General features: G+C 67.0%; 17 protein-coding genes. 10 read left to right on the top strand and 7 right to left on the bottom strand.

All coding sequences use genetic code 11. From position 1 onward, the window contains the following. Window positions 1–23 precede the first annotated feature (23 nt). Window positions 24–887, top strand: a complete 864-nt coding sequence (locus JL100_RS17705; protein ID WP_202678821.1) for a 3-hydroxyacyl-CoA dehydrogenase family protein — start codon at window positions 24–26, stop codon at window positions 885–887. A gap of 53 nt (window positions 888–940) precedes the next feature. On the opposite strand, the gene JL100_RS17700 is transcribed toward JL100_RS17705, so the two are convergent. Continuing rightward, entirely contained in the window at window positions 941–1,477 is a 537-nt protein-coding gene (locus JL100_RS17700) for a hypothetical protein (RefSeq protein WP_202678819.1), read from the bottom strand. A gap of 163 nt (window positions 1,478–1,640) precedes the next feature. On the opposite strand from JL100_RS17700, the gene JL100_RS17695 reads away from it, so the two are divergent. Continuing rightward, on the top strand, window positions 1,641–1,952 hold the full coding sequence (locus JL100_RS17695; RefSeq protein ID WP_202678817.1) for a hypothetical protein: 312 nt from the start codon (window positions 1,641–1,643) through the stop codon (window positions 1,950–1,952). A 42-nt stretch (window positions 1,953–1,994) separates the two neighbouring features. Beyond that, window positions 1,995–2,690 carry an SRPBCC family protein gene (locus JL100_RS17690; RefSeq protein ID WP_202678815.1) on the top strand — a complete coding sequence of 232 codons (696 nt, stop codon included), beginning with the start codon at window positions 1,995–1,997 and terminating at the stop codon, window positions 2,688–2,690. A 136-nt stretch (window positions 2,691–2,826) separates the two neighbouring features. On the opposite strand, the gene JL100_RS17685 is transcribed toward JL100_RS17690, so the two are convergent. The 3 genes from JL100_RS17685 to JL100_RS17675 form a co-directional block, all read right to left on the bottom strand. Further along, window positions 2,827–3,330, bottom strand: coding sequence for an RNA polymerase sigma factor (locus JL100_RS17685; RefSeq protein WP_202678813.1), 504 nt, complete (start codon window positions 3,328–3,330; stop codon window positions 2,827–2,829). A 431-nt stretch (window positions 3,331–3,761) separates the two neighbouring features. Beyond that, window positions 3,762–4,166 carry a response regulator gene (locus JL100_RS17680; protein ID WP_202678812.1) on the bottom strand — a complete coding sequence of 135 codons (405 nt, stop codon included), beginning with the start codon at window positions 4,164–4,166 and terminating at the stop codon, window positions 3,762–3,764. A gap of 78 nt (window positions 4,167–4,244) precedes the next feature. Beyond that, window positions 4,245–6,203, bottom strand: a complete 1,959-nt coding sequence (locus JL100_RS17675; protein WP_202678810.1) for an AI-2E family transporter — start codon at window positions 6,201–6,203, stop codon at window positions 4,245–4,247. 139 nt (window positions 6,204–6,342) lie between these two features. Between JL100_RS17675 and JL100_RS17670 the strand changes: the two genes are divergently transcribed. Both JL100_RS17670 and ggt read left to right on the top strand, forming a co-directional pair. Beyond that, entirely contained in the window at window positions 6,343–6,828 is a 486-nt protein-coding gene (locus JL100_RS17670) for a hypothetical protein (protein WP_202678808.1), read from the top strand. A 48-nt stretch (window positions 6,829–6,876) separates the two neighbouring features. Continuing rightward, a complete protein-coding gene (ggt, locus tag JL100_RS17665) occupies window positions 6,877–8,637 on the top strand; it encodes a gamma-glutamyltransferase (protein ID WP_228420769.1) in 1,761 nt (586 codons plus the stop codon). 36 nt (window positions 8,638–8,673) lie between these two features. On the opposite strand, the gene JL100_RS17660 is transcribed toward ggt, so the two are convergent. Beyond that, a complete protein-coding gene (locus JL100_RS17660) occupies window positions 8,674–8,916 on the bottom strand; it encodes an Lrp/AsnC ligand binding domain-containing protein (RefSeq protein ID WP_202678805.1) in 243 nt (80 codons plus the stop codon). A 14-nt stretch (window positions 8,917–8,930) separates the two neighbouring features. Further along, window positions 8,931–10,409, bottom strand: a complete 1,479-nt coding sequence (locus JL100_RS17655; RefSeq protein WP_202678803.1) for a DEAD/DEAH box helicase — start codon at window positions 10,407–10,409, stop codon at window positions 8,931–8,933. A 211-nt stretch (window positions 10,410–10,620) separates the two neighbouring features. On the opposite strand from JL100_RS17655, the gene JL100_RS17650 reads away from it, so the two are divergent. Both JL100_RS17650 and JL100_RS17645 read left to right on the top strand, forming a co-directional pair. Continuing rightward, a complete protein-coding gene (locus JL100_RS17650; RefSeq protein WP_202678801.1) occupies window positions 10,621–11,163 on the top strand; it encodes a hydrolase in 543 nt (180 codons plus the stop codon). Then, a complete protein-coding gene (locus JL100_RS17645; protein WP_202678799.1) occupies window positions 11,160–11,861 on the top strand; it encodes an alpha/beta fold hydrolase in 702 nt (233 codons plus the stop codon). Before JL100_RS17650 ends, JL100_RS17645 begins: the two co-directional genes overlap by 4 nt. A 25-nt stretch (window positions 11,862–11,886) precedes the next feature. Here the strand turns inward: JL100_RS17645 and JL100_RS17640 are convergent, their stop codons facing one another. Next, on the bottom strand, window positions 11,887–12,420 hold the full coding sequence (locus JL100_RS17640) for a hypothetical protein (protein WP_202678797.1): 534 nt from the start codon (window positions 12,418–12,420) through the stop codon (window positions 11,887–11,889). 133 nt (window positions 12,421–12,553) lie between these two features. On the opposite strand from JL100_RS17640, the gene JL100_RS17635 reads away from it, so the two are divergent. The 3 genes from JL100_RS17635 to JL100_RS17625 all read left to right on the top strand — a co-directional run bounded on the left by JL100_RS17635 (window position 12,554) and on the right by JL100_RS17625 (window position 15,306). Further along, window positions 12,554–13,879, top strand: coding sequence for a branched-chain amino acid ABC transporter permease (locus JL100_RS17635; RefSeq protein ID WP_202678794.1), 1,326 nt, complete (start codon window positions 12,554–12,556; stop codon window positions 13,877–13,879). Between the two features lie 197 nt (window positions 13,880–14,076). Beyond that, the gene (locus JL100_RS17630; RefSeq protein WP_228420768.1) at window positions 14,077–14,394 is read left to right on the top strand and encodes a hypothetical protein; all 318 of its coding nucleotides are present in this window, start codon (window positions 14,077–14,079) and stop codon (window positions 14,392–14,394) included. Between the two features lie 57 nt (window positions 14,395–14,451). Beyond that, window positions 14,452–15,306 (top strand): DUF4743 domain-containing protein, encoded by an 855-nt coding sequence (locus tag JL100_RS17625; RefSeq protein ID WP_202678792.1) that lies wholly within the window; start codon window positions 14,452–14,454, stop codon window positions 15,304–15,306. The last annotated feature ends 15 nt before the right edge of the window (window positions 15,307–15,321 follow it).

Below are 15,321 nucleotides of genomic sequence, written 5' to 3'. Positions count from 1 at the left end.
ACTATTTCCTGGAAGAACCGCCCATGAGTATCGGACCCGTGAGAATCGGAATCGTCGGCGCCGGCATGATGGGCGCGGAGATCGCGCTGAGCTTCGCCCTCGCCGGCAACGAGGTGCGGCTGCATGACAACGATCCGGCGTCGATCGATCGCGCCATGGCGCGGCTCGGCGAGGTGCTGGACAAGGGCGCCTCACGGGGCTTTTACAAGGCGGAGGACAAACAGGCGACGCTCGACCGCCTGCTGCCGACGCCGGACCTCGCGGCATATGCCGACCGCGAGTTCGTGATCGAGGCGGTGTTCGAGGACGTCTCGGTCAAGTCAGAGGTTTTCCGCCGCCTGGACGCGATCTGCGCGCCGGACTGCCTGCTCGCCAGCAACACCTCGACCATCCCGATCTCGACCCTGGCGGCGGCGCTGTCGGCGGAGCGGCGGAATCGCTTCCTCGGCACCCATTTCTTCTCGCCGGTCAGCCGCATGAAGCTCGTCGAGGTGATCCCCGGCTTCGAGACCGCGCCGGACGTCGTGGACCGGGTGATGGAGATCTGCTGGGCCGCCGCGAAGGAGCCGATCCAGGTCAAGGACGTCGCCGGGTTCGCCGTCAACCGGGTGCTGCATGCCTTCCTGATCGAGGCCGTCCGCCTCGCCGAGGAGGAGGTCGCGACGCCGGAGGACATCGACAAGGCCTGTCGCCTGGGCCTCGGCCACCCCGTCGGTCCGTTCGAGCTGATGGACCTGGTGACCAACGGATTGACGCTCCAGGTCCAGGAGATCCTGCACGACGCCTACGGCCCGCGCTTCCTGCCGCGCCCCCTCCTGAAGCAGCGGGTCGCGGCCGGCCACCAGGGGCGCCGCACCGGCCGCGGCTGGAAGGCTTACGGCCGCTAGGGCGTTACCCGATCAGGTGTACCCGGCCCCGGCTACAGGCTCGGCTTCCCGGCCTACAGCGGCGCGGGAGTCGCGCCGCGTCGGCCCAACGTGACGCTCCGCATGGCCGTTTCCGCGCTCGGCAGATGGGGCTCGCAGTCCGCCGCTTCTCCGGTGAAGACCATGAAGTGGGCGTCCCGCGAGTCGCTCGCCATGAACACGGCGACGACGCGCTCGTCGGCGCCGGAATCCACCACGGCGGAGGCATAGCGGCCGACCGATCCGTCGCCCGTCCGCATCTGCGTCGGCGGCTGCTCGCGCAGGACCCGCAGCGGTCCTTTGACCGAATTCCAGGTCTGCTGGAAGAAAGGCACCGGGCGTTCGCCCCCCAATGCCCTCGGAGCCAGGACGGACAGGCTGCACGTCTGCGTCCGGTAGACCACGTTGGTCCCCTCCTGGGACCGGCTCCAGCCGCTGGGCGGATCGAGCGTCAGGCCGTTGGCCTGCTCCGAGGCGTAGGCCGTCCCGTGGGAAAGGCCCGTGAGCAGGACCAGCGCCGTCAGCGCGGCGACCCGCATCGGGGCGCCCTTCATGGCAATCCGGAATTTCATCGATCGTCGCTCCGCGTGCCGTGATTACCGTACCGCGATGATACACGCTCCATGCCGGCCGCATATAGGGCGCGACAAGCCAAGGTGGAACCGCGCGTCGCCACGCAATGGTCTGGCGTCCAGGCTGTTGTCGAAGGCACTACAACAGTCCAGGGACAAGGCAATGAACGACCGTGAAGCCCGCGAAAAGCGTGAGAAGCCGGTGGGCGAGCGTCCGCAGGACATCCGCAGCCGGACCGACGTGATCATGGAGCGCGACGCCCGCCACCTTGCAGACGAGCAGGGCGAATCGGCTTCGGTCGGAGGGCTCGATCCCGAACCCGACCAAGCCATGCGGACGGGCAAGGAGCGCCGGATGGAACAGGGGGCCTCGCCGACGCTGGATGCGGACGGCAAGCCTTATGGGCATGACGAGGATCCCGACTCCACCGGGACCAAGGCGGGCACACTGGGCGGCATCGGCGGCCTTCCCTGACAGCGGATGCGGCCATCAACGGAAAACCAGGAGGGTAGAAACATGGATCGATCGATGACGGCGGCCGCGAACTGGGGCCGCTACGCCTTGCTGGCCGGCGGTGGATTGCTGACCGTCCAGGGGCTGCGCCGCGGCGGTTGGGCTGGGGCGGCCTTGACGGCGGCCGGGGCGGGCCTGCTCGCCAGCGGCGTCGCCAACGATGCCGTAAGGGAGCGCCTCCATCTTCCGGACTTGCGCGACATGCCGGCCATCCACCCGAAACCGGTCACCATCCGCCATTCGGTCACGATCGCCAAGCCGCGCGAGGAACTGTACCGGTTCTGGCGCGACTTCACGAACCTGTCGCGGATCATGACGGAAATCGACCGGATCGACGTACGGGACCCGCGCCACTCCCACTGGGTAGTCAACGGACCGGGCGGGGCAAAGGTGACCTTCGACGCGGAGGTCGATGACGACCGCGAGAACGAGCGCATCGCCTGGCGCAGCGTCGGCGACGCCCAGGTGCATAACTCGGGCTGGGTTACGTTCGCCGACGCGCCGGGCGGCCGCGGCACGGAAGTACGGCTCGAACTGACTTACGAACCGCCGCTGGGCCGGCTGGGCCGAGGGATCGCCATGCTATCGGGACAGGAGCCCCAACTCCATGCCCACCGGGCGCTGCGCCGGCTCAAGCAGCTGATGGAAGCGGGCGAGATCACCACCACGGAAGGTCAGCCGTCCGGCCGTAGCGGTTGAGGTCCCGCGGCGCCAGGGGGCTGCCGTCCACGTTTTCTCCCGCAGTGCGTTGGGCCCTCGGGCCCAACCCTTGCGGATGCTCCTCGACTTGGTATTCCGCAGGAGGATGCTTCCTGGGGTGGTCAGCGGTCGCGCCTCATTTCGCCAAACCTACCCGTCTGGCGAGTTCAAGCCGTCCCCGAGCAAGGCGGCTCATCAGGGTGCCGATCGGAATGTTCAGCTCCGCGGCGGCCTCCTGGTAGCTGAAGCCCTCGACGCAGACCAGCATGATGGGCGCGCGCTGCTCCTCGGGAAGCGCCGCCATCACCTCTCGCACCCGCATCAGGGTGGAGCGTGCGATCAGGGTCCGCTCGGTTTCCTCCGTTCCGATATGCTCGCCGTCTTCCAACGGCGCCGACAGACGCTCCCGGGAACTGCGCTTCTGGTCGACCCACAGGTTCCGGATGATGCAGCGCATCCAGCTCGCCGGCTGCTCGATGGATTCCAGAGATACCTGTCGCGTCAGGACGCGCTCGTAGGCTGTCTGGACGAGATCGTCAGCGGCATCGGCTGATCGTGTCAGCGAACGCGCATAGCGCCGCAGGTCCGGCATCATGGTGGTGATAGCGTGCCGCATATCCTGCAAGGCCCACGAAGTCATGCTTCAGTCCGGTGATAAAGCGGCTGTGCCCCGAGGCTGCCGACGTTTCAAGTAGCAGATTTATCTACGGAACTGACGGTGCCTGTCCATTACAATAAATACTTATACCAACTGATACTATTCGGATCGTGCGGAACCATGTCGAACATGCCGCTATGACCAATGATGGGCCTTTTGTTACTTAGGCTGAGCTTTTCAAGAGTCCGGCACCGTTGCTGATGAATAAGTTTCAGGTGTGATACCTCAGCTTCGATTGGCTGCTCACTCCGATCCGTCGGCGCCCTGATGTTCCGGCCGGAACGCTAGAACGGTTTCTGACCAGATTGACCGGTTCCACACAGCCTGTCGTTCCAATTGTCGCGATGCGTTGGGCCATGGGCCAACGCATCGACCCGCCTGTTACGGCCGGGTCAGGCTGATCGGGTACCGCTTTAGATGTCCGGTCCGATAAAACCCGGCGGTCGCGGCTCCTGGACCACGCCATCGGCGAGCCATGTGAGACATGCGTCGATGGTGGCCAGCAGGGTGCGCTCCGTGAAGGGTTTGCGCACCAGCCCGACGACACCCACCCCCCGCGCGATCTCCATGGTGACGTGACCGGTGACCAGCAGCGTGGGCACCTGCCAGCGGTCCATGATCAGGCGGGCCGCTTCCAGTCCGTCGGTGCCGCCAAGCTCGACGTCCAGAAGCGCCAGGTCTGGCCGGTGCTCCGCCACCAGGGTCAGCGCTTCGTCGGCATTGGAGGCGATGCCGCAGACTTCATGGCCGGCTCCGGTCAGGATCGTCTCCATGTCGAGCGCGACCAGCAACTGATCCTCGGCTATGATGAGACGCACTCCACCCAACGTAATTCCCCTTCTGAACTTCGAGCGTTTGGTTATTTCCTTATCGTTAACAACAGGAAATGCCCGTGATCAGCTCTCTGTACTCCCGAAGATTTGCTGATTCCTGATATGGGCGAGCGTTCCGGACAGGGTGGTTTCCAGCCTGTCCGCCGATATGGTGCTCTCTGCATCCGCCGGGGGGAAAGTGCCTGGTCCGCTCCACATCCCGACCACGATGGGAGTCGAAGTGCCCAGCTTGCCACGCAGGCGTCTCACCACCCGCCGGGCATGCTGGACCGATCCAGGGTTGAGATACGACAGGCAGACGAGCCGGACATCCGACATGTCGAGCTTGGCGAGGTTGCGGAGCGATACGGCCTCGCAGGGCAGGGCTTCCGCCTTGAACCCGTCCCGCTCCAGCAGATGGGCCGTAAGGACCGCCGCCGCCCGGTCCAGCTCGTTCCGGCCGGCGATGCACAGGACGCGGACGGGAGCCGCCTGGCTTCTGACGGCATCGTTCTCGGCGGCATCATCTTCCGAGGCCGGTGGCTCCTCATAGTCGTCGAGCGCTTCCACCACGGTGTCGATGCCTTCGGCGATGGCCGCCTGGGTGACGTTGTCGAAGGAGCCGCGCTGGCGGTCGGTCTCCGCGAGATGGAGGGCGGGCAGGATCAACTCGTCGTAGAGGACCGCGAGCGGACGTTCGCCGGCGGCTTCCTCCACCAGTTCCGCCGCTTCCGCGGGGTCACGGGCGAGCAATCTCTGATAGAACCTGGCCTCGATCGGCAGGACGGGATCGTTGCCGAACATCACGTGGAGGAACTGGAGCTGCGGCACGTGTCGGCCGATGACGACGAGGCAGACCGTCAGCGGCGTCGCGAGCAGGACCCCGACCGGCCCCCAGAGGGTGATCCAGACCACGGCCGCCGCGATCACGGCCAGCGGCGACAGGCCGGTGCTGCTGCCGTAGAGCCAGGGTTCCAGCACGTTGTTGCTGAACAGCTCCAGCCCCAGGAACAGGCCGATGGTCAGCAGCGGGTCGGTCCATCCGGGCGACACCGCGAACGACAGGACTATGGGGAAGAAGGCCGACACGACCGGGCCGACATAGGGTATGAAGCGCAGCACCGTCGCCAGCACGCCCCACAGTATGGGGTTGGGCACGCCGATGAAGTAGAGGCCGACCGCGACCGGGATGCCGTAGGTGACATTGATGATCAGCTGCATCAGCAGGTATCGGCTGACCCGGGCCCCGGCCTCGTCCATCGCCTCGGTCGTCCGGTGCAGGTCGTTGGCCCCGACCAGCCGGATCAGGCGATCTCTCAGGTCCTCCCGCTGAAGCAGCATGAAGATCACGAACACCAGCACGATGCCGGCGGTGCCGATCGGGGCGACCAGCGGCCCCAGGAAGGTCTGGATCTCGTTCCAGGGCGATGGGCGCGGCTCGTGTATCTCGACCGGGATGGGGCGCAGCACCTCGAGCCGTCCATCCTCCCCGGCTTGGCGGGCGACCTCTTCGGTACTGGGAGTGGTCGCCTGCTCCAGTTCCTTGCTGAGATCGCGCAGCATCTCCGACGCCTGGTCGATCACGCCGCCGCCGCCCCCCTCGGTCGCCCCCCGTACGCTCTGGATCTTGGCCCTTATGTTCTGCTCGTAGTTCGGGAGGTTGCGAGCCAGGTCGACAAGCTGGCTCGCCACCAGGGTGCCGAAGCCCAGTATCGCCGTGAACATCAGCAGGACGACCAGGATCACCGAGAGGACCCGGCCCAGTCCCCAGCGGCGCAGGCGGATCACGATCGGCGCCAGCGCGAAGCTGAGCAGGATCGCCAGCGCGACCGGCATCAGGATGTCCCGGCCGAAATAGAGCGCCGCGACGACGGTCACGATGATGCCGAGCGTCGTGCCGGGCGATACCGCCGGGGCGGCCGGCTGGACGCGGAGCGGCCGGACACTCGGCTGGGATTGCGGCGGCTGGGATTGCGGCGGCTGGAATTGCGGCGAATGGGATCGCGGGGAGAAGACCCGGGGACCGGACGTCGAGGCTGGCATTTTACAGGGCGGCCGCAAGTTGGGGATAGAGCCTCCTGTGAACATGTTCCCCGATCACTTGTTGCGCCTGCCCGCGCCATGGGGGACGAAACCGCTCCTCCAGGTGTTGACAGGGCATGACAGGTCGAAGGAGGTTCGAATGCGTGGACTGGGTATGCTCTTGACTGCGTCGGTCATCCTGACCGGTGCGACTTCGGCCACTTATGCCCAACAGGGCCAGGCTCAGGATTGCCTCGCCGAGGTCGACCAGCTGGCCGGATCGCTGGGGCTGAACGGAAGCGCCCCCCAGGCGGGGAGTGGGGGGAGCGCTGGCAGCGAAAGCCTCGCCCAGTCCGGCGGCGTCATCCAGCCGCCCGACATTGGCGCCGGGCGTGTGGTCGAGCCGCCGAATCCGAGCGCCGACGGCATGGACACGGCACCGGCGATCCCGCGGCAGGACGGCGCTCCCCAAGGGGCGGTTCCGGGCGGACAGCCGGAAATGGGTGCGGCGGAACGGGCGCAGGTGGAGACCCTGTTGCTCGGTGCCCGCAATGCCGGCCGCCAGGGCGATACGGCCCAGTGCATGGAACGTCTCGAAGAGGCGCGGGAACTGGCCGGGGAAAGTGGTGCAGGCTCGCCCATGTAGCGATTACGCTTCGGTCGGAAGGGGCCGCCATAATCGAGGAGCAGCAGGATGGGCCGGGGGCGCAGACAGGTCGTTTTATCCATCATCGCCGGCGCGGTCGGCACCGTAGCGGCGACGCTGCCGGTATGGGCACTTCAGTTGAACGACCGGCTCCCGCCGGAAATCGCCACCGGCTTCCGCCAGAAGCCCCTGGTCGAGGCCGAAAGCGAAATGGTCGTCTCGGCCAACGCGGAAGCATCGCGCGCCGGTCTGGCCGTCCTTGAGCGGGGCGGCAACGCGATCGATGCCGCGATCGCGGTCCAGCTCGTCCTCGGGCTGACGGAGCCACAGTCCTCCGGGCTCGGCGGAGGCGCCTTCCTTGTCTATCACGATGCGGCGGCCGACCGGCTGATCACCCTCGACGCGCGGGAGACGGCGCCGGGAGCCGCGACGCCTGCCCGGTTCGAGGGAATGTCCCTGGCCGACGCGATCGAAAGCGGGCTCTCGACCGGCGTTCCGGGAACGCCGAAGCTGATCGAGGAGATGCACCGCCGCTTCGGGTCGCTGCCGCTTTCCGACCTTGCGGCGCGCGCGATCGAGCTGGCACGCGGCGGGTTCGAGATATCGCCGCGTCTCGCCGACTCGATCAAGGCTTCGACCCGCATCCCCAACGATCCCGTCGCCAGGTCCTATTTCTTCAACCCGGACGGAACGCCCAAGCAGGCCGCCACGCTGCTGCGCAACGAGGACTACGCACAGTCGGTCGAGTCCCTGGCGCGGCACGGCAATGCCGACGCCTTTTATAAGGGCGCTATCCGGGACGACATCATCTCGACGGTTCGTCGGGAGCCTCGGGCAGGGGACATGGTCTCCGAAGATTTCACCTCCTATCGGGTCAAGGAGCGCGCCCCGGTCTGCGGGGTCTACCGTGAGCACAGGGTCTGCGGCATGGGACCGCCGTCATCGGGCGGCATCGCGGTGGCCCAGATCCTGGCGATGCTGGAGCCGTTCGACATGGCCGCCGCCGGGGCCAACACGGCGCGGTCGGTGCAGCTCTATACCCAGGCCAACCGGCTGGCCTTCGCGGACCGCAACAGGTACGTCGCCGATGGCGACTTCGTCGACGTACCCGTACGCGGGCTGCTGGATCCTCAGTACCTCAAGACGCGCGCCGGCCTGATCGGCGCCGAGCGTGACATGGGGCCGGCGGAACCCGGCGATCCGCCGTTCAGGACGGGCCGGTTGCTCGACGGAATGCACCGCGACGTTCCCGCCACCAGCCATGTTTCGATCGTGGACCGGTTCGGCAACGCGGTGTCGATGACGACCACCATAGAAAGCGCGTTCGGATCGGGGCGCATGGTGCGCGGCTTCATGCTCAACAACGAGCTGACGGACTTCTCTTTCGCGGCGGGCACGCCGGAGCAGCCGGTCGCCAACCGGGTGGAGCCGGGCAAGCGGCCGCGCAGCTCGATGGCGCCGACGATCGTGTTCGACCGGGACGGAAAGGTTAAATACGTGCTCGGGTCGCCCGGCGGCTCCTCGATCATCTCCTACGTCGCGCAGAGTATCGTGGCGCTGGTCGATTGGGGATTGGATCCGCAGCAGGTAGCGGCGCTGCCGCATTTTCAGAACAACAACGGAAAAGCGCCCGCGACCCTGCTGGAAGCCGGTACGTCGGTCACCGATCTTGCGGCCGAGTTGGAGCGGATGGGCCACGGCGTCTCGGTGACCGAGCTGACCAGCGGCCTCAGCATCATCGCGATGGAGGACGGGAAGTTGTTGGGCGGCGCCGATATCCGGCGCGAGAACCTGGCGGTCGGCCGGTGACGCCGCGAGGCCTTCGGCCGCCGGTCACCGGAGCCCTCAGGAAAACGCCTTGAACGTGATCAGGGTGAAGGTGTCCTTCACCCCCGGCAGGGTCTGCACCTGTTCGGTGACGAATCGGCCTATATCCGTGTCGTCGTCCAGGTAGCACTTCATCAGCAGATCGTACTGGCCGGAGGTCGAGTGGACCTCCGATACCTGCTCCACGTCCTGCACCGCGCGGTCCGCGACCTCGTAGGCCTGTCCGAGGTCGCATTTGACCATGATGAAGATGGTCTGCATGGCCGGGATCGCCCCTATGCTTCCGGATTGGCGATCGGCCGGGCGCGGCGCAGCAGGAACGCCGGGATATGATCGCCGAAACCGATCACGACCTCATCGTCGTCATCATCGTCGCGGCGCCGGCGACGGTCGTCGCGGTCACGCCGCGGCGGGTCGGACCGCATCCCCTCGGCGCGCTGCTCGCGGTCGGGACGGACCTCGCGTTCCGGCCGGAGCTCCGGCCGCGGACGGGCCTCCGACTTCGGCGGACGGGCTGCCCTGGTCTCTTCTTCTTTCCGGGGCTCTTCTTTCCGCGGCTCTTCCTTCCGGACCTCGTCCTTGCGGGCGGGGCGCCGGCGGCGCCGGTCGGAGATCTCCTCGAACTCGGCCAGATCGATGCCGTCGATCGAGATCAGCGGGATTTCCCGCTTGATCAGCTTGGAGATCGCGGCGACCTGCTTGCCTTCTTCCGGATTGGCGATCGTGAAGGCGCGGCCCAGTCGGCCGGCCCGGCCGGTGCGGCCGATCCGGTGGACATAATCCTCCGCATGGAGCGGCGTGTCGAAGTTGAAGACGTGGCTGAGGCCGGCGATGTCGATGCCGCGCGCCGCCACGTCGCTGCACACCAGCAGCGTGATCTCGCCCTTCTTGAAGGCTTCCAGCGTTTCCGTCCGCTTGCTCTGCGGCATGTCGCCGTGAAGCGCCCCGGCGTTGAAGCCGTGCTTCTCCAGGCTCTTGTGCAGGATCGCCACGTCGCGCTTGCGATTGCAGAAGATCAGCGCGTTCTTGACGTCCTCGGTGTTGAGCAGGTGGCGGAGCGCACGCCGCTTGTCCTCGGGCTGGACGATCGTCAGGGCATGGGTGACCGTCTCCGCCATGGAGGCGGGCGGGGACACCGACACTTCGCGCGGGTTCATCAGGAAGTTGTCGGCCAGCCGCTTGATTTCCGGCGGCATGGTCGCCGAGAAGAACAGGGTCTGCCGCATCTTCGGAAGCAGCGCCACGATCCGCTCGATATCCGGGATGAACCCCATGTCGAGCATCCGGTCGGCCTCGTCGATCACGAAGATCTTGATGTCGCTCAGCAGGATGTTGCCGCGCTCGAACAGGTCGATCATGCGGCCCGGCGTGGCGATCAGGACATCGACGCCGCGGTCCAGCTTCTTGATCTGGTCGCCGAACGATTCGCCGCCGATCAGCAACGCCATGTTCAGCTTATGGTGCTTGCCGTACGTCTCGAAGTTCTCGGCGACCTGCGCCGCGAGTTCGCGGGTCGGCTCCAGGATCAGCGAGCGCGGCATGCGCGCCTTCGCCCGGCCGTTGGCCAGGATCTCGATCATGGGGAGGGTGAAACTTGCCGTCTTGCCGGTGCCCGTCTGCGCACAGCCCAGTACATCCCGTCCCTGAAGGACCCAGGGGATCGCCTGTTCCTGGATCGGAGTCGGTTGGGTATAGCCCGCATCCTCGACGGCGCGCAGGACTTCGGGCCCGAGCCCAATTTCCGAAAAATTCATTAAGCCAGTGTCGGTTGGAGAAAGCAGCGTAAGCCTATCGGCTTGCAGCACAGATTGGAGCGGCAGTATGGAAAGTCAAACCATTGTGTCAACATTCCGTATTGTCGCACCGATTTTTCTCAGCGGTGCGCGGCACGGTGCGATAGGCTTGGCTTCGCAATACCGCGGACGATAGTGTCACCCGAGGGTTTCCGCAAGGAGGATCTGCGCCATGCTGCTCGACTCGGAACGGTCGATCCTGCTCGTGGTCGATGTCCAGGAGCGCCTTGCCACCGCGATCCACGAGGTCGAGGCGGTCGTCGGCTCCATCCGGAAGCTGCTCCTGGCAGCGGCCGAACTGGGCGTTCCGGTGCTGGCGACGGAGCAGTATTCCAAGGGGCTGGGCCATACCATAGCGCCGGTCGCCGAATTGATGCCGGAGGGCGCCGTGGTCGAGAAGATCAATTTCGGCGCGGCTCGGGAGCAAGGATTCATGGACCGCGTCCGCCGGCTCGACCGGGGCCAGATCGTCGTCGCGGGGACCGAAACCCATGTCTGCGTGCTCCAGACCACGCTGGGACTGGTCGAGGCCGGATTCGACTGCTTCCTGGTGGCCGACGCCGTCGGGTCCAGGGTACCGCTCAACCGCGACCTCGCCATGGAGCGGATGCGCGGCCGGGGCGTCCAGATCGTGACTTCAGAAATGGTCATGTTCGAATGGCTGGGACGCGCCGACACGCCCGCTTTCAAGAAGGTTCTTCCACTGATCCGATGACCAAGCTTCCCCTCATCCTGCTTCCGGGCCTGCTGTGCGACGGCGCGCTGTGGGCGCATCAATCCCGTTATCTCGAAGAGGTCGCCGACGTCAGCGTCGCCGACCTCACCCGCCATGACGGCGTCGCGGCGATGGCCGCCGCGGTGCTGGAAGCGGCGCCGCCGCGGTTCGCCGTCGCCGGCCTGTCCATGGGAGGGTACGTGGCGCTGGAGATCGCCCGGCAGGCGCCCGACCGTGTCGTCAAGCTGGCGCTGCTGGACACCAACGCGCGGGCCGATACCGACGAGCAGCGCCGTCGGCGGCGCGGGTTGATGGCCCTGGCGAACCAGGGCGAATTCCGCGGCGTGACGCCCCGCCTGCTGCCGATGCTGATCCATCCCTCCCGGACGGGGGACGAGGCCCTGACCGGCACCGTCATGGGCATGGCTGAGCGGGTCGGCAAGGATGCCTTCCTGCGCCAGCAGACCGCGATCATGGGCCGCCCCGACAGCCGCGCCGACCTGCCCGGCATCACCAGCCCCACCCTGGTGCTGTGCGGCCGGGAGGACGCGTTGAGCACCCTGGAGATGCATGTCGAGATGGCCGACCTGATCCCCCGCGCCCGCCTCGCCGTCATCGAGGAATGCGGCCACTTGGCCACCTTGGAGCGCCCCTTTGCCGCGACGGCGCTGATGCGGGACTGGCTGATCTACTCCTGAAGCCCGCATCGGGCCGAGGGGCGGGTCAGCAGCCGGCGAGTCGGCACTCGTCGCCGCCATCGTTGGGGTCCCGGACCGGGAACAGCGAGAAGGTGGCGTCCGATATCAGGCTGCGGAACGCCGGGTCCTGCGGAGACGACAAGGCCGGCGCCCAGCCGTTGGTCGATGTCAGGGTGCCGCCCCGGCAGAACGCCGCCTGCAGGCGGATCGGCTGGCCGGGCCTTGTATCCGTCGCGATCGGGCGCCCGCCGCAGATCTGCGGATTCGGCACGTTCTCAGCCGGGTTGAACACCAGCACCACCTTATATCGCGGGTCGGCGCTGTCGCCGGGAGTGGTGGTGAAACGGGTCGCCGGGCCGAAATGCTGGTTCTGCATCAGGTCCGTCACCGAATTGCCGAAGGCGACCTGGTCCATGCCGAACGGATTGCCGACGACCTCCGTCGCGAGGTCGCGTCCGCCGGCCGCGGCGCTGAACTCCAGCGGGGAATAGGCCGTGCTCGGTGTGTCGGAGACCACCCGGCTGCCGCCGCACCCGGCCAGCAGGAGCAGTGCCGCCATCACCCCGTACGAGGGCAATCGGGAACAGGCCATATCGGAACCCCTGGTCGGATAACTTCCCCCTCTGATATGAACTCTGTCCGCCGGTCCGCCAATCCGGACATGGCCAGCGCATTGGTGGAATCCCGACCGTATGCCTGTCCGATCGCTGCTTCCGTCGCTCGCCTTCCTCCTGCTGCTCGCCGGCTGCGGACCCGATCCGGGCGAAGTCGAGACCTGCCGCCGGGCGATCGGCGCCTTCGAGCCCGACATGGCCCGGGTCTTCGTCGGACCGCCGGAGTCGGATCCCTCCGATCCCGATGGCGTGGTCGTCGGGTACAGGACGACCGACGGGGAAGCGCGCTGGATCGCCTGCCGGTTCTCTCCGCGACGGGTGGAGAACGCCCCGCTGGAGCTGACCCGTGTCGCCACCAGCCAGGACGGGGAAGTGACCGGCCTGCGCCTGTTCTTCCTGAAGCGCTGGCTCGCCCTGGAAAGGGGCGCGCCCGCCGTCGAACAACCGTCAGCCATTCCTGCGAACCCCATGGTAGAGCAGCGGGGGTTGGCTTGGCTCTATCCGCTTCAGCAGACGGTCAACGGCGCCGTGCTCGGCTGCATCTATGCCCTGCTGGCGGTCGGGTTCTCGCTGGTCTACGGCATCATCGGGCGGATCAACTTCGCGTTCGGCGAGCTGATGATGCTGGGGGCCTATCAGACCGTGATCTCGGCCGTCGTCCTCATGGGTCTGGGAGGCGCCGGATGGGGTGTCCTGCCGCTGGTACTGCTGGCGGCGGTGGCACTCACGGCGGGGCAGGGCTGGTCGGTCGAGCGGCTGGTGTTCCGCCCCCTGCGGCGCACGCCGACGCAGATCCCGCTGATCGCCGCGATCGGATTGTCCATCGCGCTCCAGGAGGCGGCGCGCCTGCTCCAGGGCAGCCGCGACCGCTGGCTGGCCCCGGTGCTGACGGGCCGGCTCACCCTGGCCGGTGCCGAGGGCTTCTCCGTCACGATCTCGGTCGGACAGCTGCTGGCCATGGCGCTGACCGTCGCGTGCTCCGGCGGCCTCTGGTGGATGCTCCGGCGCACGGGGTTCGGGCGCGACAACCGGGCCTGCAGCGACGACATGGCGATGGCCGAACTGCTGGGGGTCGACACCGACCGGACGGTCGGGGCCACCTTCGCCCTGGGAGCCGCCTGCGCGGGTGCCGCGGGCTTCATCGTGGCATTGCAGTACGGCGGGGTGAATGCGTACATGGGCACGCTGCTGGGATTCAAGGCGCTGGCCGCGGCGATCGTCGGCGGCATCGGGTCTGTTCCGGGCGCCTTCCTGGGCGGACTGCTGATCGCGGCGCTGGAAACCGGTTGGGCCGCCTGGTTCCCGATGGCGTTCAAGGACATCGCCGTCTTCGCCGTCCTCATCGCCGTGCTGGTGATGCGCCCGACCGGCTTGCTCGGCGTCGAGCGGACCCGGGGCGACTGAACCTTTGCCGCGGCGCATATCGGCTGCGTCAGCATGGCACTTGACCGGCCTCGGCCGAGCCCCGTATGGTCCGGTCCATGCAAGTGGCAGCCCTCATAGCGATCATCTCGCGAATTAGCGGCCCGGTCCTCTCCTGAGGGCCGGGAGTACTCGACCGCTGACTCGCCCTGACGATACCGCTTGAAGGACAGCCCCCCATGGCTATGCCCACCTTGTCGGCACCCGGTGCCGAAACCCGCCCCTACGATGCCGACACGACCGCCTGCTTCTCGGTGCAGGCATCGGCCGATCCCGGCGTGATGCCGCGCGTGCTCGAACTGTTCGCCAAGCGCGGACTGGTACCGACTTCCTGGCACAGCCGGGTCGGCGGAGTCCGGGACGACGAGTTGATCATCGACCTGCAGATGCACGGCATGGTGCGGAGCGAGGCGGACTATGTCGCCGCCTGCCTCCGCCAGATCCCCGACGTGGTCACGGTGCTGACGTCCGAGCGGTTCCGCGCCGCCGCGGAATAGGCGCCGCACCGGATAAAACAGCGTGACGAACTCCGTGGGCGGGGGTTTAATCCGCCTATGACGAGTTACCTGCATCACATCAGCGCCTGCAATACCCATGACCTCACAGGCTTCCGCCCCTTTCGGGTGGCGGAGGACCGGGTGGGTTGGGTGCGCCACGCCCTGGCCGACCATCTCGCCCGCTTCGGCGACGTATTCGATGTCCGGCCGGACATGGTTTCGTTGCGCGAGACTCTCGATACGTTCGAGTCCCGGTCCGAAGCCATGGCTCGCGTCCTCGACGCCCTGGTCGCCGACGGCACGATCCAGCGTCTCCGCCGCGAGGCCTATCCCGTGGTGACCGCCTGGGGAGCGGAGCCGCTGCTGAAGATCGACCGGTCGGCGGTCGCCTTCTTCGGCATCCGCTCCTTCGGGCTCCACGTCAACGGCTTCGTCCGGCGGCCTGACGGCTTGCATCTCTGGATCGGCAAGCGCGCGACCGATCGCCGGATCGCCCCCGGCAAGCTGGACAACCTGGTCGCCGGCGGGCAACCCTACGGTTTGTCGCTCGACGAGAACCTCGTGAAGGAGGCGGAGGAGGAAGCCGGCCTGTCGGCGGGCCTGGCCCGGCGCGCCGTTCCCGTGGGCGCGGTATCCTACCTGATGGAGACCGAAGCCGGGCTGAAGCCCGACACCCTGTTCGTCTATGACCTCGAAGTGGCCGAGGATTTCAAGCCGCGGAACACGGACGGCGAGGTCGAGGAATTCATGCTGTGGCCGCTCGACCAAGTGGCCGCGCGGGTCCGCGAAAGCGACGACTTCAAGTTCAACGTGAACCTGGTGATCATCGACTTCCTGGTGCGCCACGGCTACCTGAAGCCCGAGCAGCCAGACTATCTGGATCTGGTAATGGGCCTGCGCCGCCCGCTTTAGCGCCCCTTTGGCGTA

Source organism: Skermanella mucosa (assembly GCF_016765655.2).
GTDB classification, from domain to species: Bacteria; Pseudomonadota; Alphaproteobacteria; order Azospirillales; family Azospirillaceae; genus Skermanella; species Skermanella mucosa.
Note: the sequence above shows the minus strand (reverse complement) of the source record. Positions and strands in the feature narration are given on the sequence as shown.

Bases quoted from the DNA above. Each gene is read 5' to 3' on its own strand.
- JL100_RS17705 (WP_202678821.1), top strand. From the start codon at position 24: ATGAGTATCGGACCCGTGAGAATCGGAATCGTCGGCGCCGGCATGATG.
- JL100_RS17645 (WP_202678799.1), top strand. From the start codon at position 11,160: ATGACCAAGCTTCCCCTCATCCTGCTTCCGGGCCTGCTGTGCGACGGC.
- JL100_RS17700 (WP_202678819.1), bottom strand. From the start codon at position 1,477: ATGAAATTCCGGATTGCCATGAAGGGCGCCCCGATGCGGGTCGCCGCG.
- ggt (WP_228420769.1), top strand. From the start codon at position 6,877: ATGGGCCGGGGGCGCAGACAGGTCGTTTTATCCATCATCGCCGGCGCG.
- JL100_RS17685 (WP_202678813.1), bottom strand. From the start codon at position 3,330: ATGACTTCGTGGGCCTTGCAGGATATGCGGCACGCTATCACCACCATG.
- JL100_RS17660 (WP_202678805.1), bottom strand. From the start codon at position 8,916: ATGCAGACCATCTTCATCATGGTCAAATGCGACCTCGGACAGGCCTAC.
- JL100_RS17640 (WP_202678797.1), bottom strand. From the start codon at position 12,420: ATGGCGGCACTGCTCCTGCTGGCCGGGTGCGGCGGCAGCCGGGTGGTC.
- JL100_RS17690 (WP_202678815.1), top strand. From the start codon at position 1,995: ATGGATCGATCGATGACGGCGGCCGCGAACTGGGGCCGCTACGCCTTG.
- JL100_RS17670 (WP_202678808.1), top strand. From the start codon at position 6,343: ATGCGTGGACTGGGTATGCTCTTGACTGCGTCGGTCATCCTGACCGGT.
- JL100_RS17630 (WP_228420768.1), top strand. From the start codon at position 14,077: ATGGCTATGCCCACCTTGTCGGCACCCGGTGCCGAAACCCGCCCCTAC.
- JL100_RS17625 (WP_202678792.1), top strand. From the start codon at position 14,452: ATGACGAGTTACCTGCATCACATCAGCGCCTGCAATACCCATGACCTC.
- JL100_RS17655 (WP_202678803.1), bottom strand. From the start codon at position 10,409: ATGAATTTTTCGGAAATTGGGCTCGGGCCCGAAGTCCTGCGCGCCGTC.
- JL100_RS17695 (WP_202678817.1), top strand. From the start codon at position 1,641: ATGAACGACCGTGAAGCCCGCGAAAAGCGTGAGAAGCCGGTGGGCGAG.
- JL100_RS17675 (WP_202678810.1), bottom strand. From the start codon at position 6,203: ATGCCAGCCTCGACGTCCGGTCCCCGGGTCTTCTCCCCGCGATCCCAT.
- JL100_RS17650 (WP_202678801.1), top strand. From the start codon at position 10,621: ATGCTGCTCGACTCGGAACGGTCGATCCTGCTCGTGGTCGATGTCCAG.
- JL100_RS17635 (WP_202678794.1), top strand. From the start codon at position 12,554: ATGCCTGTCCGATCGCTGCTTCCGTCGCTCGCCTTCCTCCTGCTGCTC.